The organism is Kosakonia sp. N21 (assembly GCF_050587465.1).
Taxonomy (GTDB): Bacteria; Pseudomonadota; Gammaproteobacteria; order Enterobacterales; family Enterobacteriaceae.
Genome location: NZ_JBOBHR010000003.1, coordinates 88,816 through 103,228 on the forward strand (window position 1 = coordinate 88,816; position 14,413 = coordinate 103,228).

The window sequence follows — 14,413 nt, forward strand, 5'->3', positions numbered from 1 at the left end:
ATAAAAGAGTGAATAAAAGGATCGCCCGTGAGTTATTTGCAAATCGAAAATCTGAAAATTGGCTATGGCGATAACATCGTCCTGCACGATATTCATTTGTCGGTAGAAAAAGGCGAAATGATCGCGCTGCTTGGGCCATCAGGTTGCGGAAAAACCACACTTCTCAATGCATTATGTGGATTCATTCCGGTGCGATCGGGCGAGATAGCGATTGCCGGTCGGGATATTACTCACAGTACGCCGGAACAGCGAAATATCACCATGGTGTTCCAGAGTTATGCGCTGTGGCCGCATTTTACCGTTGCACAAAATATTGGCTATGGGTTGAAGGTCCGTCGCTGGAAAAAAGAGACGATCCAACAGCGGGTGCAGGAATTATTAAAAATCGTCAATCTTGACGGTTATGCGGATATCAAAGTTACCGCGCTTTCTGGTGGGCAACGACAGCGTGTGGCGTTGGCGCGCGCGCTGGCCATTGAACCGGACGTCCTGGTGCTGGATGAACCTCTGTCAAACCTGGATGCCAAAGTGCGCCTCAATGTGCGCCACGAAATAAAAGCGCTGCAAAAGCGGCTGGGTTTTACCTCGCTGATTGTCACCCACGACCAGCAGGAAGCGTTGGTCATGGCGGATCGTATTGCGGTGCTTAACCGTGGTCGCATCGAACAAATCGGCACGCCAGAAGCGATTTACCACCGCCCGGCAACGCCATTTGTCGCCGATTTTATGGGGGCGGATAACTGCATTGCCCGCCCGGATGCGCGTGGGGAAACGCTCTATTTTCGTAGCGCCGATGTGACCATCCACGGGGCGTCTGTACCGCCTGACGCACAAGGATTATTGCTGGACGGTGTGGTGGAAGAGAGCGCATTTCTCGGTCACCAGTACCGTCATAGCGTACGTTGCGACGGGCAGTTATTACTGGCGGATTCGCCGCAATGCTGGCCCGCCCACACGAACGTCATTTTGCATGTGCCGCAGCCCGCACTGCATGTTTTTGAAACCGCTTTGTAATGCCAACCGACACACTCTTTTCCTGGGGATACATCATGTCCGTAAAAACGAAACTTGCTGTAATAGCCACACTCTGTCTGGGCTATGGAATACACGCCGCGAACGCCGAAACGGTACTGAATGTCGCGACGGCGGGCGACCAAAATATGGTGGACTATGTGAAAACCTGGCTGGGGCCGAAGTTTGAGGCTGCCCATCCTGGCGTGAAAGTGCAGGTGGTCGGAACCGGGCCGGGGGATGCCGGATCAAACAAAATTATGGAAAAACTGACCGCTCAGCAAGAAAGTGGCGCGAAAAACTGGGATATCGATGTGGCGGTGGTTCACCAGGCTGTGGGTGGACAACTGGTGGAAAAAGGATTGCTGGAGAAATATCGCCAGGCCATCAATACCGGTTCGATGGTCACAGCGGAAAATGCCAAAAACGCCCTTGGTGTGAATGTTGATGGTTACGTGATGCCGATGTTTTTAAGCCAGACGGCGATCGCGTTTAACAGCGATATGATCAAAACGCCGCCGAAATCCTATGACGAGCTGGTGCAGTGGTCGCAACAGAACCCGAAAGCGTTTGGCTATAACGGCATTAAAAACGGCATGTCCGGTGTGAGTTTTGTGGTGGGCTGGATGTATGCCTACGGCACGGATGCACAGCGTTTGTCTGCGCTGCCGTATGACAAAGGCGTGGAAAAAGAGTGGGGCCAGGCCTGGACCAAACTGAAAGAATTCAATAAGAACGTGACTTTTACGCCGGGCAACGCCGGAACGCTGGATATGCTAAGCCGTGGCGAGATCACCATGGGGCCGGTGTGGGTGGACATGTTCTATAGCTGGAAAGATCAGGGCAAGCTTCCGCCGTCCATCAAGCTGGCGTTGATCTCCCCCGGTATGCCAGGCCAGCCGATGTATTACGTCGTGCCTGCACATGCAGCGCAGCCAAAACTGGCGCAGGAGTTTATCGCACTGGCCACCAGTCCGGATGTTCAGGCGCAGGGGATCGTAAAACAGTTTAACTGGTATCCGGGTATTGATGCGCAATACGTCAAAGGCAAGCTGGATGAGGCCACCTGGCAGAAACTGTTTGCTGAAATTTCGCCGGAAGATTTAGCGAAATACGGTAAAAGCTTCCCGATTAATCAGTACTTCACCGATATCAAAGAAGGCTACGAAAGTCAGGTATCGAACTGATTAACCTTGGTGCCCGCAGCGCTGTGGCTGCGGGCATCTTTTTTTGCGGCAACGACTCAGGTTTATCATGCGACACGCAACAAAATATTTACTGCTGGTTGCCCCGGCCACGCTGATGATTGCGGTGTTTTTTCTCTGGCCGCTGGGTTTTTCACTGATATCTGCTTTTACCCGTGACACACATCACCTGACGCTGATGCACTTTGCGAAAGTGCTGACCCTGTATTCGAACGATATCCTGTTCACGGTCGTGATTGTGCTGGCGTCGCTGGCGATCCTGCTGCTGTTGTCCATCACCCTTTCGGCGGTGATTGTCCTTTCGCCCTTTCGGCGGATCGTTAAAGCGCTGGCCTTTTTATACCGCCTGCCGCTGTTTATTCCTTTTATTGTTACTGCGCAAATGATGCGGACGTTTCTGGCAAAAAACGGCCTGATGAATAATGCGCTGGTGGCCGCGGGCATACTCACACCCATGGATACCACCTCGCTGTTGGGCTGGAGCGGGATCATCATTACCTTTGTCTGGAAACAGATGGCGTTCTCAACGCTATTGATTTGCGGAGCGATGTCGGCGGTGGATCCGTCGCACATTCTGGCGGCGAAAAATCTTGGCGCGTCGCGGCTGCGCATTCTCTTCGACATTATTTTGCCGCAGGTGATGCCAACGATTGGCGTGGCGACGGTGCTCTCCACGGTGACCATGATGTCGGTGCTCTCGGTGCCGTTGATGATCGGCACCGGTACGCCAACGATGATGACCGTCGATATGGCGTTTCGCGTTAACTCTTATGGTGACTACCCGGTTGCCAACGCGATGGGGGTAATTTCATACCTGATTTGCGCCCTGTTGTCCTGGTTCTATTTACGCCACAGCCTGCAAACCAAAGGAGCCCGGTGATGAGCACTATCCGGCATAAAATTCGCGGCAGCTTTATTCTGCAAACGCTGCTGCTGACGTTTCTGGTACTGGCGCTGTTTGGCCCGCTGCTTAACCTGTTGATCTGGACGGTGGCGGAGAGCTGGTTCTTTCCCCATGCGTTACCGGGGCAATGGGGGCTGAAGTACTGGGGCCAGGTCTTTAGCCCTTATAGCGATGTTTCCGGATCGTTGTCGATAAGCGTACTGATTGCGGTGCTGGCGGTGATCGTCTGCCTGGTCATTTCGGTACCGGCGGGGTATGCGCTGGCGCAGCGATCCATGCCGTTGCGCGCCTTCTTTATGCTGCTGTTTCTGATCCCGCAGGCATTCCCGAACCTGACGGTGTATATGAATGTGGCGCGTCTGTTTTATCAGTGGGGCTTAAATGGCACCGTGGCCGGTGTGGTGCTGGTGCACAGTGTGCATGGTTTGATGTACTCCATCTGGATCAGCGTGGCGGCGTTTTCATCCGTCGATCCGCTGCTGGCGCGCGCATCGCGCAATCTTGGCGCGGGGCCGGTGTACACCTTTTTCCATATCGTTCTGCCGCAGGCCGCGCCCGGGCTGATTGCCGCCAGTATCTTTGTTTTTCTCGAGTCGCTGGATGAGTTTACCGCCACCTTCTTTGTTGGCGCGCCGGACATTACCACGCTGCCGATCCTGCTCTATACCGCCAGTATGTCCGGCAATTACCAGGTCTCATCCATTACGGCGTTGATCCTGCTGGTGCCATCAGTGCTCTTTATGCTGATTATTCAAAAATTTATGCGACCGGAAATGTTGTCAAAGCTGGGGAAATAGGCGGTTATGTGTGCGCTTGTGGTGTGGCGAAGGTATGCTAACAGGCTGTTTGGGATGAAAAAAAAAGCGCCTGTTGGCGCTTTTTTTCATCAGGTAATGACCATCGGCCACTCTGGCGGTGCTTTGCGGGAGATTTCCTCCATCACCACAACCAGGTTGTGCCAGATGTTGGAAAAGTCTACAACCGTAATGCCAAGCAGGCCGGTGGCAAACCAGCATGCTGCGGCTAAACCCAGACCGCTGCTGATCACCGCAAGACCAATATAGTCTGCTCTGCGAAAGCGAATGTTCAGCGTGCTGGCCATAAACATCAAAACTGCGCTCAATATCTGCCAGCGCAACAACACGACGCTGGTGGTAAAGGTTGCCATGAAACCATCCTCAGAAGAATCAAATACCGGGCGGACTGGCGTTATGCGCGAGTGGCAGAGATGACGCAGGCGTCCGCGGAGTAGCACAACAAAGTGAAACAGTGTTTTCCATTTCAGGAATGTGTGAACTATATCACACTTGGTTGTTTATTCGCCAGCGTGAAAACAGGCCTTTTTGTCTCTTTTTTCGTCGATTTGTTGGCCTGCGTTATACCGTTATTGTCTTACGGATATATTTAATCGGGGCGGAAAGTGATTTAACTTAAATTTATTCATACCCTGCCGTGAATATTTAGCAGACTAATTGCTACAATATTTACAGTTCACAAAACATCTATTATGCTTTTCTGGACAGTATTATTTACCTGTGAGTGATTATTCAGGGGATTTGATTTTAAGCGATATATTCTGTACTGGCACGATTTCGTTACGTCGTTCAGTGTTGTTTTTCGCCTGCTGCCTGGGCTAATTCGTGGGTGTTACTTTTTCTTCCTGATTCAATCATTCCCGGCGGTCTGGTGCTTAATAACCTGCGAATGATAAAACATGAAAACAGAGATTTCCGCCGCACCTTTGGGAGATGGGACCGCGGCGCTGGCGCTGCTGGCGAAACTGATGCCGTGGCTGACCGGGAAACGTTCGCTGGAAGAGATCCTTCGGGGTATCAATGCGGCTTTGGGCGCAAACCTTTCATGGGTGCTGGTCGAGCAAGAGGGGGAGCTGCAGCTCACCAGCGTGGGTGAGATAGCGTGCACATTGCAGGATGCGAAAACGTTGCTGCAGCAGTCACAGTTACGGCGAAACCCGCGTGCCTGGCGCGTTATTTGTTGGCGACGCCATGTTGGTACATTATTATTTCCTGCGAATATTACTATTGGCAATAAATTAAAGAGTGGCATTCTGTGTAAATTGCACATGCAGGATTCTGGTCTTAGCGGTTATTTCTTTATGGCATTTCCTCAGCCAGCTTTATCATTATCCGTGATGAAAAGCGTCGTGATTATTTTAGTCGAAAAACTGAAGGGTTTCCTCGTGGAGATTATTTCACGGGATCGCGCTGCGAAAGAGATGCAGCATGTTATTGCTCAATATAAAGTGTTATTTGATCGCGCCCCGGTATTAATGAATTCCTTTGATAAAAATAACCGTTGTATTTTATGGAATGGTGAATGTGAGCGTCTCTTCGGCTGGAGCCTGGAACAACTCAACCAGCAGCCCGATCCATTAGCATTGTTTTTCCCTGATCCACTGGTGCGCCAGCAAGTTCGCGCTTCGGTTAATACTTCCCCGGCTGTAGACATGCACGAGTGGCATCCTGTACGTCGTGACGGACAGGTGCTGACCGTGCTGTGGTCAAACATCCTGCTGCCCGATCATTCCATCCTCAGTATCGGGCTGGATATCACCGAGCGTAAAAAGGCGGAGCAGCAGTTGGAGAGAAAAGCCACCATTGACGATCTGACGGGATGCTACAATCGATTTGCTATCCTGCAACATTTAAAAGCGTCGTTGATAAGTTGCAACCCGAGCGATCCGCGCAGTCATTTCAGTCTGTTAATGCTCGATCTTGATCACTTCAAGAATATCAACGATCGCTGGGGACACCTCACGGGTGATGCGGCGCTGATCCATTTCTGCGATAAGGTCCGTGAGCACAGCGATCCCTCCTGGTTTTTTGGACGACTGGGTGGTGAGGAATTTCTGATTTTAATGCCGTACACCAGCAGCCGATCTGCATTACGTTTTAGCCAAAAAATGCGTGCTGCCTTAACGCAAACGCCATTGTTAAGCATCGGTGAAAAGATCACCTTATCCTTTAGCGCTGGTTTAGTATTTGTCACCAGTGACCAGGCGGATACTTCAGTTTTACTTACGCTTGCAGACAATGCGTTGTACGATGCGAAGCGCGCCGGACGCAGTAAAACCGTGATTGCCGGAGCCTTTTTATAAATAAAGGAGGGATTATGAAGGAAACTCAAAATCCGCATGAAAAAATTTTCGCACGGTCAGTTCTTTTTTATCCTGTGGTTAGTTTGGCTTAATCAGCGATTCCCGGTTGCATTAAGTTAAAACTAACCTGAACTACGGATTAATATTTTCCTTAATATAAACATTGAGCCGACTTTTAGTTTGGCTTACGGTCGAATATTATCGTCATAACCAAATATTAGGTTTTTAATGATAAAAGTCAGTTGCTAATGTCGCATGATTCATGCAACGTAATCACCTGTTTATCAAAGCATCCTGCCGTACAATTAAAAGGCACATAAAATGCATGGATATAGGCGGACATGAATCATAGCGTGCGTCGCAAGATGCTCTGGGTCATTGGGATAATCCTGGTAGTGCTACTACCGGTGATGCTCTCGCTATGGTTTGCGCATATCCGTGCGGTAAAAGAAACAGGCACGCAACTCCATTCCTTTGCTCAACTGGCGCTAAATAAAACAGAAGCGGTAGTTCAGCAGGTGGATACGGTTCGTTTAGCAGCAGAGAAATATCAAGGTCAAATTTGTACGCCAGAGCATCGCGCTGCAATGCTCAATATCGTACGCGGCAGTTTGTATGTCTCCGATTTAATTTATGCCCGCGGCGGGCAATTTTTGTGTTCGAGCGTAATAACGCCCGAACAACCGTATGCTATTTCACCAGCTGAGTATAAACGCCGTCCTGATATTGCTATTTATTACTACCGGGATACCCCTTTTTACGCTGGCTATAAAATGGTCTACATGCAGCGTGGAAATTATGTTGCAGTGGTTAACCCGCTCGCCTATAGCGATGTGATGTCAGAGGATAATGAACTGGCATACGGTGTTTACGATACGGTCACCCATTTATTCTTCTCGGTGAGTCGCTCGACGGATATCGGTACGCTGTCGAAGCTGGTGAACCGGAATGACTCGACATTCCAGCAGGGAACGCGCTTTTACACGATCGCCCACTCTGACAAACGGCCGATTGCTATTATCGTGTCGACTTCCAGCGATCACTATCTTCAGGCCTTTTACCACCAGGTGACGTTTACCCTGCCGTTGGGGATGGTATGCAGCGTGATCATCTTATTATTGTGGTCACGAACGCGTCAGGAATTTAACTCCCCGCGCCGCCTGCTCCACCGGGCATTAACGAAGCGCCAGCTCTGCCTTCATTACCAGCCTATTATTGATATCAAAAGTGGCACGTGCGTAGGGGCAGAAGCGTTACTGCGCTGGCCGGGTTTTAACGGTCAGGTCATGAGTCCGGCTGAATTTATTCCGTTGGCGGAAAAAGAGGGCATGATCGAGCGTGTGACCGATTATGTCGTTGATGAAGTCTTTAATGATTTGGGCGATTTTCTGCCGCAGGTTCCCGATCTCTACATCTCGATCAACTTATCTGCTGCGGATTTCCACTCTTCACGCCTGATCTCGTTAATTGCCAATAAAACCCGGGAGCATGCCGTACGCGCCGGGCAAATCAAGATTGAAGTGACCGAACGCGGGTTTATCGATGTGCCGAAAACCACGCCGGTGATTCAGGCGTTTCGCCAGGCCGGCTACGAAGTGGCGATCGATGATTTTGGTACTGGCTACTCCAACCTGCACAATCTCTACTCCCTTAATGTCGATATCCTGAAAATCGACAAATCCTTTATTGATACGCTCACCACCAACAGCACCAGCCACCTGATTGCCGAACACATTATCGAGATGGCGCAGAGCCTGCGTCTGAAGATTATTGCGGAAGGGGTGGAAACGGCGGAGCAGGTGACCTGGCTGTTAAAACGCGGCGTTCAGTTTTGCCAGGGGTGGTACTTTGCCAGGGCGCTGCCGCCACAGGAATTCAAACGCTGGGTGCAGCAGCCGCCGTCGTTAAAGTGATCGTCCATCAGGCATGATGTCGGTAATCGCTGGGGGTACGGTCAAACTCCCGGCGAAATACGCGTGAAAACGTCTGCTGCGAGACATACCCCAAATCCATCGCAATATCAAAAATAGGGCGTTGCGTCGTACGCAGCGCTTCCGCTGCCAGCAGCAAACGGCGCTGGCGAATATAGTCGCCCAACGTTTGATGCATCACGGTACGGAACATCCGTTGTAGATACCACTTTGAATAACCTGACTTTCTGGCGACTACATCAATGTTCATTGGTTGGTCGATATGTTCATCAATCCATTCAATAAGGGTCTGAATAATTTGCTGATGGGACATAAAGCTTCCTCATTTCCCGATTCGTCGTTTTGTCTGGGAGCGAGTATAATTCCTCAAGTTAACTTGAGGTAAAGAGGTTTTATGGAAAAGAGAATGCCGCGTATAAAAGCCCTGCTGAGCCCCGGTGAAGTGGCGAAGCGTAGCGGGGTGGCCGTCTCAGCGCTGCACTTTTATGAGAGCAAAGGCTTGATTAAAAGTACCCGTAATACCGGTAATCAGCGGCGCTACACCCGCGATGTGCTGCGTTATGTTGCAATCATCAAAATTGCGCAACGTATTGGCATTCCGCTGGCGACCATCGGTGAAGCGTTCGGCGTCTTGCCGGAAGGGCACACGCTCAGTGCGAAAGAGTGGAAACACCTGTCGTCCCAATGGCGCGAAGAACTGGATCGCCGCATTCATACGCTGGTTGCGCTACGTGATGAGTTGGATGGGTGTATTGGTTGCGGTTGCCTGTCGCGCAGCGACTGCCCGCTACGTAACCCTGGCGACCAGCTTGGGCAGCAGGGTACTGGCGCGCGCCTGTTGGAAGACGACTGAGACGCATAAAAAACTAAAGCGCCCGTTGGGGCGCTTTAGTCGTTTTCCGGTCTTTGTCTTTCTCTCTATCCCGCTCTGTTGCAGGAGGGTTTCCCCCGACATCAGCACGCCTCGTCATGTTGGAGGTTCCGGGTTGTGCTGACACTTTTAGTCTAGGTCATCGCAGCAAAATTGCCACTTTTTTGAGCAATTTTTTCAGGCTTTTTTTTCTTCGCTCTTTCAACCGCAACGGCGCCGATTTTCTATAGTTAATTCATATGGATCCTCGGGAGAAAAACATGCTTACGGTGCATCATCTGAATCAGTCCCGCTCACAGCGTATTCTTTGGGCTTTAGAAGAACTGGGCGTGCCGTATCAAATTGTTCGCTACCAGCGCGAAAAAACAATGCTCGCGCCGGAGTCACTTCGCAAAGTACACCCGTTAGGCAAATCCCCTGTCATAGAAGATAACGGGCTGATCCTCGCGGAATCGGGCGCGATCCTGGAGTATTTGCAGGAAACCTACGACACAGCGCAGCGCTTTAAGCCACAGGCGATGCAGCAGAAGCTGGATTACCTCTTCTGGTTGCACTATGCGGAAGGGTCGCTGATGCCGTTGTTACTTATGAAGCTGGTTTTCGCCAGTCTGGGTAAACCTCCGGTGCCATTTGGCGTTCGCAGTATCGGCAAGCTGCTTTCGTATGGTGTTCAGAAAGCCTGGCTGAACCGCCAAATCACCACGCATGCGCGCTTTCTTGAAGAAGAGCTGGCGCACCATAGCTGGTTTGCCGGGGAGCAATTGAGCATGGCGGACATGCAGATGAGTTTTCCGGTCTTTGCGCTGCTGTCGCGCGGTGGGGTGGATAACCTGCCAGCTTTGCGGGCGTGGAAAAAGCGCATTGAAATGCGTCCGGCCTGGCAACGCGCCATCGTTCAGGGTGGTCCGTTCGATCTTCCCGGGGGCTAAAATGATCCGAAAATGTTGCAAAGTTGCGCATCGACGATAACGTTTGCGCATCTGTCGATGACTTCTTAATCACCATAAGCGAAATTTAGCGAAAAGCGGCAAAGTTCAGTTGAAAAGCGGTATCTAAACGCTGGATAATCGTTTGCCTTTTTTCGACCAACCGTTGTATGCGCGGAGTTAAACGTTTGCTTTTTTGTGGCCCCCTTGCCACAACGCAGCACAGGGAGATGACGTTTAACCGGCAGTGGACTGTCCACCACGCATGCGAACGAACAATAAAATTCTCAGGGGATGTTTCCTATGTCTACGCCTTCTGCGCGTACCGGCGGTTCGCTTGACGCACTGTTTAAAATCTCTGCCCGTGGCAGTACTGTTCGTCAGGAAATCGTTGCTGGTTTAACCACCTTCCTGGCGATGGTCTACTCGGTCATCGTTGTTCCCGGCATGCTGGGTAAAGCGGGTTTCCCACCTACGGCGGTATTTGTGGCCACGTGTCTGGTTGCAGGCGTTGGCTCCATCGTGATGGGCCTGTGGGCGAACCTGCCGCTGGCTATCGGCTGCGCTATCTCTCTCACCGCGTTTACCGCGTTCAGTCTGGTGCTGGGTCAGCACATTAGCGTGCCGGTTGCGCTGGGCGCCGTGTTCCTGATGGGCGTGCTGTTTACCGTGATTTCCGCGACCGGTATTCGTAGCTGGATCCTGCGCAACCTGCCGCAGGGCGTTGCGCACGGTACCGGCATCGGTATCGGCCTGTTCCTGCTGCTTATCGCTGCAAACGGCGTGGGCCTGGTCATCAAAAACCCGCTGGATGGTCTGCCGGTTGCACTGGGCCACTTCGCCAGTTTCCCGGTGATCATGTCGCTGATTGGCCTGGCGGTGATTATCGGCCTCGAAAAACTGAAAGTGCCGGGCGGCATTCTGCTGACCATTATCGGTGTGTCGATTGTGGGGCTGATTTTCGATCCGAACGTACACTTCTCCGGTATTTTCGCCATGCCTTCGCTGAGCGACGACAAGGGTAACTCCTTGATCGGCAGCCTGGATATCATGGGCGCGCTGAACCCGGTTGTGCTGCCAAGCGTGCTGGCGCTGGTGATGACCGCGGTGTTTGACGCCACCGGGACTATCCGCGCGGTAGCCGGGCAGGCAAACCTGCTGGATAAAGACGGTCAGATTATCGATGGCGGCAAAGCGCTGACCACCGACTCCCTGAGCAGCGTGTTCTCTGGTCTGGTCGGCGCAGCGCCGGCAGCGGTGTATATCGAATCTGCGGCCGGTACGGCGGCAGGCGGTAAAACCGGTCTGACCGCGATCACTGTGGGCGTGCTGTTCCTGCTGATCCTGTTCCTCTCTCCGCTCTCTTACCTGGTGCCGGCGTATGCCACCGCACCGGCGCTGATGTATGTGGGTCTGCTGATGCTGAGCAATGTCGCGAAAATCGATTTTGCCGATTTCGTCGACGCCATGTCAGGCCTGATCACCGCCGTCTTCATCGTGCTGACCTGTAATATCGTTACCGGCATCATGATCGGTTTTGCCTCGCTGGTTATTGGCCGCGTGGTCTCCGGTGAATGGCGTAAGCTGAACATCGGCACTGTGGTGATTGCGGTTGCGCTGGTTGTATTCTATGCAGGCGGCTGGGCTATCTGATCGCTAAACGTATTAACAATGGGCGACTCCGGTCGCCCATTTTTTTGCCCACAGCCCGGTTTCTTTGCGTTAAGCTGGATGTTCTGGCATCAAGGTCTGAGGCCTTTATAACAAAACATCGCAAACAGGGAACGCATGGAAATATTCTTTACCATTCTCATCATGACCCTTGTGGTTTCGCTTTCGGGTGTCGTCACCCGTGTCCTACCGTTTCAAATCCCGCTACCGCTGATGCAAATCGCCATTGGCGCACTGCTGGCTTTCCCCACCTTTGGCCTGCATGTGGAGTTCGACCCGGAACTGTTCCTGGTGTTGTTTATCCCGCCGCTGCTGTTCGCCGATGGCTGGAAAACCCCCACGCGTGAGTTTCTCGAACATGGTCGCGAGATCTTCGGTCTGGCGCTGGCGCTGGTGCTGGTCACCGTAGTGGGTATCGGCTTCTTAATTTACTGGGTGGTGCCGGGGATCCCGCTGGTGCCGGCGTTTGCGCTGGCGGCGGTACTGTCGCCAACCGATGCGGTGGCGCTTTCCGGCATCGTCGGTGAAGGGCGCATTCCTAAGAAAATCATGGGGATTTTGCAGGGCGAGGCGTTAATGAACGACGCTTCAGGCCTTGTGTCACTGAAATTCGCCGTTGCCGTAGTGATGGGGACCATGGTCTTTACCGTTGGCGGCGCAACGGTTGAGTTTATGAAAGTGGCGATAGGCGGCCTGCTGGCGGGCTTTGTCGTGAGCTGGCTGTATGGCCGCTCGCTGCGCTTTCTCAGCCGCTGGGGCGGCGATGAACCGGCGACGCAAATCGTCCTGCTGTTTCTGCTGCCGTTCGCCTCGTATCTGATTGCCGAGCATATCGGCGTTTCCGGCATCCTCGCGGCGGTGGCGGCCGGGATGACCATCACCCGTTCCGGCGTGATGCGCACCGCGCCACTGGCGATGCGTCTGCGTGCGAACAGCACCTGGGCGATGCTGGAGTTCGTCTTTAACGGCATGGTGTTTCTGCTGTTGGGGCTGCAATTACCGGGTATTCTGGAGTCCTCTCTGGTGGCGGCGGAAGCCGACCCGAACGTGGAAACCTGGATGTTGTTCACCGATATCGTGCTGATTTACGCCGCGTTAATGCTGGTGCGTTTTGGCTGGTTGTGGACGATGAAAAGGTTCAGCCGCCGTTTTCTTACCAAAAAACCGATGGAGTTTGCCTCCTGGAGCGATCGCGAATTATTGATTGCCACCTTTGCCGGGGTGCGCGGGGCGATCACCCTTGCGGGCGTCCTCTCTATTCCACTGTTGCTGCCCAGTGGCGATGTCTTCCCGGCGCGTTATGAGCTGGTGTTCCTGGCTGCCGGGGTGATCCTGTTCTCGCTGTTTGTTGGCGTGATCGCGCTGCCGTCGCTGTTGCAGCATGTTGAGGTGCGCGACCACGCGCAGCAGTATAAAGAGGAGCGGATGGCGCGAGCCGCCACGGCCGATGTGGCGATTGTGGCGATTCAGAAAATGGAGGAGCGCCTGGCCGCCGATACCGAAGAGAATATCGATGATCAACTGCTGACCGAAGTCAGCTCACGGGTGATTGGTAATCTTCGGCGTCGCGCCGACGGGCGCAACAACGTGGAAAGCTCGCTACAGGAAGAGAACCTGGAGCGCCGTTTCCGCCTGGCAGCGCTACGCTCTGAGCGCGCCGAGCTTTACCATTTGCGCGCGACCCGTCAGATCAGCAACGAGACGCTGCAAAAACTGCTACACGATCTCGACCTGCTGGAGGCATTGCTGCTGGAGCATAAGTAAAAAAACCGTGCCGGATGGCGACGTGATACGGCCGACAAACTCACGCAGGTTTTGTCGGTTTGGTCAGCGCCACGCCATCCGGCGGTTGTAGCCAGAATCCTTTGCAGCATTCCAGCCACGCCTGAGCGCTACGTGAAAGGTAAACCCCTTCGCGCCAAATCATCCCCAGTTGCCAGCGTAAATCGCTCTGTAGCGGCAGCCAGCGCAGCGTCTGCTTATCTAACCGCTGGCAAATCGGCTCCGGCAATATCGCAATACCCACACCGGCCTGCACCATCGCCGCAAGAAAATCCCACTGACCGCTGCGCACCGCAATGCGCGGCTTCACGCCGTGCTGATTGAACAACTGCATTAACTGGCGGCTGAGGGCGAAATCTTCGTTATAAATGAGTAACGGGTGTTCACCCAGTTCTTCCGGTGTGACCACCTCGCGTTCGACCCAGCCTCCGGAGCGTGGCACCAGCACACACATTGGGTGGCTGAACAGCGGCAGTGTTGACAAACCGCTCTCTTCTTCGATTGGTAGCGCCGTCATCGCCAGATCCAGATCGCCGCTGATCACTGCTTGTTGCACCACTAAACCGCCAAATTCGGAGATTTTTAGCTCTACGCCAGGGTAGCGCTGGCGAAACAGGCTGATTGGCCCGGCCATCAACATACCGACCATCGGCGGAATGCCAAGACGTAACACGCCTTTATTCAGATGGTTAATGTCATTGAGTTCGGCTTCCAGTTGGCGAAATTCCGCCAGGATCGCCACGCCGCGTTCAAAGACTACCTGCCCGGTATCGGTAAGCAGAAGTTTGCGACCATCGCGGATGATCAGCGTGCAATCCAGCTCATCTTCCAGATTCTTCAGCATTTTGCTGATGGTCGGTTGGGTAACAAAAAGACGTTCCGCCGCGCGGGTGAAGCTTTGCTGGCGAACCACCTCCACAAAATAACGCAGCGTTCGGATGTCCATAACTATTCCTTTCAACTATGCCCGCGATGATTTTAATTCATTTCTGTC

The 14,413-nt window shown here is 52.8% G+C and carries 13 protein-coding genes; 10 read left to right on the plus strand and 3 right to left on the minus strand.

The window, feature by feature from the left end; translation table 11 throughout:
* Window positions 1–27 precede the first annotated feature (27 nt).
* From ACQ3G7_RS07535 to ACQ3G7_RS07550, 4 genes are all read left to right on the plus strand, one after another.
* Window positions 28–1,014: an ABC transporter ATP-binding protein gene (locus ACQ3G7_RS07535; protein ID WP_430889402.1), complete on the plus strand. Its 987-nt coding sequence runs from the start codon at window positions 28–30 to the stop codon at window positions 1,012–1,014.
* 35 nt (window positions 1,015–1,049) lie between these two features.
* Window positions 1,050–2,198 carry an ABC transporter substrate-binding protein gene (locus ACQ3G7_RS07540; protein WP_263098411.1) on the plus strand — a complete coding sequence of 383 codons (1,149 nt, stop codon included), beginning with the start codon at window positions 1,050–1,052 and terminating at the stop codon, window positions 2,196–2,198.
* A 67-nt stretch (window positions 2,199–2,265) separates the two neighbouring features.
* Window positions 2,266–3,096, plus strand: coding sequence for an ABC transporter permease (locus ACQ3G7_RS07545; protein ID WP_263098410.1), 831 nt, complete (start codon window positions 2,266–2,268; stop codon window positions 3,094–3,096).
* Complete coding sequence (locus tag ACQ3G7_RS07550) at window positions 3,096–3,917, plus strand: ABC transporter permease (protein WP_263098409.1); 822 nt, start codon at window positions 3,096–3,098, stop codon at window positions 3,915–3,917. The genes ACQ3G7_RS07545 and ACQ3G7_RS07550 overlap by 1 nt, the downstream gene beginning before the upstream one ends.
* 89 nt (window positions 3,918–4,006) lie before the next feature.
* Here ACQ3G7_RS07550 and ACQ3G7_RS07555 read toward each other — a convergent pair whose 3' ends face one another.
* Window positions 4,007–4,288, minus strand: coding sequence for a YjcB family protein (locus ACQ3G7_RS07555; protein ID WP_263098408.1), 282 nt, complete (start codon window positions 4,286–4,288; stop codon window positions 4,007–4,009).
* Window positions 4,289–4,834: 546 nt separating this feature from the next.
* Between ACQ3G7_RS07555 and ACQ3G7_RS07560 the strand changes: the two genes are divergently transcribed.
* Together ACQ3G7_RS07560 and pdeC are read left to right on the plus strand one after the other, a co-directional pair.
* Window positions 4,835–6,238 (plus strand): GGDEF domain-containing protein, encoded by a 1,404-nt coding sequence (locus tag ACQ3G7_RS07560; RefSeq protein ID WP_430889403.1) that lies wholly within the window; start codon window positions 4,835–4,837, stop codon window positions 6,236–6,238.
* Between the two features lie 341 nt (window positions 6,239–6,579).
* On the plus strand, window positions 6,580–8,151 hold the full coding sequence (gene pdeC / locus ACQ3G7_RS07565; RefSeq protein WP_430889404.1) for a cyclic di-3',5'-guanosine monophosphate phosphodiesterase PdeC: 1,572 nt from the start codon (window positions 6,580–6,582) through the stop codon (window positions 8,149–8,151).
* Between the two features lie 7 nt (window positions 8,152–8,158).
* Here the strand turns inward: pdeC and soxS are convergent, their stop codons facing one another.
* Window positions 8,159–8,482, minus strand: a complete 324-nt coding sequence (gene soxS / locus ACQ3G7_RS07570) for a superoxide response transcriptional regulator SoxS (protein WP_061498717.1) — start codon at window positions 8,480–8,482, stop codon at window positions 8,159–8,161.
* Between the two features lie 81 nt (window positions 8,483–8,563).
* Here soxS and soxR point away from each other — a divergent pair, with 81 nt between their 5' ends.
* The 4 genes from soxR to ACQ3G7_RS07590 all read left to right on the plus strand — a co-directional run bounded on the left by soxR (window position 8,564) and on the right by ACQ3G7_RS07590 (window position 13,401).
* The gene (gene soxR / locus ACQ3G7_RS07575) at window positions 8,564–9,022 is read left to right on the plus strand and encodes a redox-sensitive transcriptional activator SoxR (protein WP_263098405.1); all 459 of its coding nucleotides are present in this window, start codon (window positions 8,564–8,566) and stop codon (window positions 9,020–9,022) included.
* A gap of 278 nt (window positions 9,023–9,300) precedes the next feature.
* Complete coding sequence (locus ACQ3G7_RS07580; protein ID WP_263098404.1) at window positions 9,301–9,969, plus strand: glutathione S-transferase family protein; 669 nt, start codon at window positions 9,301–9,303, stop codon at window positions 9,967–9,969.
* A 300-nt stretch (window positions 9,970–10,269) separates the two neighbouring features.
* Window positions 10,270–11,619, plus strand: a complete 1,350-nt coding sequence (gene ghxP / locus ACQ3G7_RS07585; protein ID WP_263098403.1) for a guanine/hypoxanthine transporter GhxP — start codon at window positions 10,270–10,272, stop codon at window positions 11,617–11,619.
* Window positions 11,620–11,754: 135 nt separating this feature from the next.
* The gene (locus ACQ3G7_RS07590) at window positions 11,755–13,401 is read left to right on the plus strand and encodes a Na+/H+ antiporter (RefSeq protein ID WP_430889405.1); all 1,647 of its coding nucleotides are present in this window, start codon (window positions 11,755–11,757) and stop codon (window positions 13,399–13,401) included.
* A gap of 40 nt (window positions 13,402–13,441) precedes the next feature.
* Here ACQ3G7_RS07590 and ACQ3G7_RS07595 read toward each other — a convergent pair whose 3' ends face one another.
* On the minus strand, window positions 13,442–14,365 hold the full coding sequence (locus ACQ3G7_RS07595; protein WP_430889406.1) for a LysR family transcriptional regulator: 924 nt from the start codon (window positions 14,363–14,365) through the stop codon (window positions 13,442–13,444).
* Window positions 14,366–14,413: the final 48 nt, after the last annotated feature.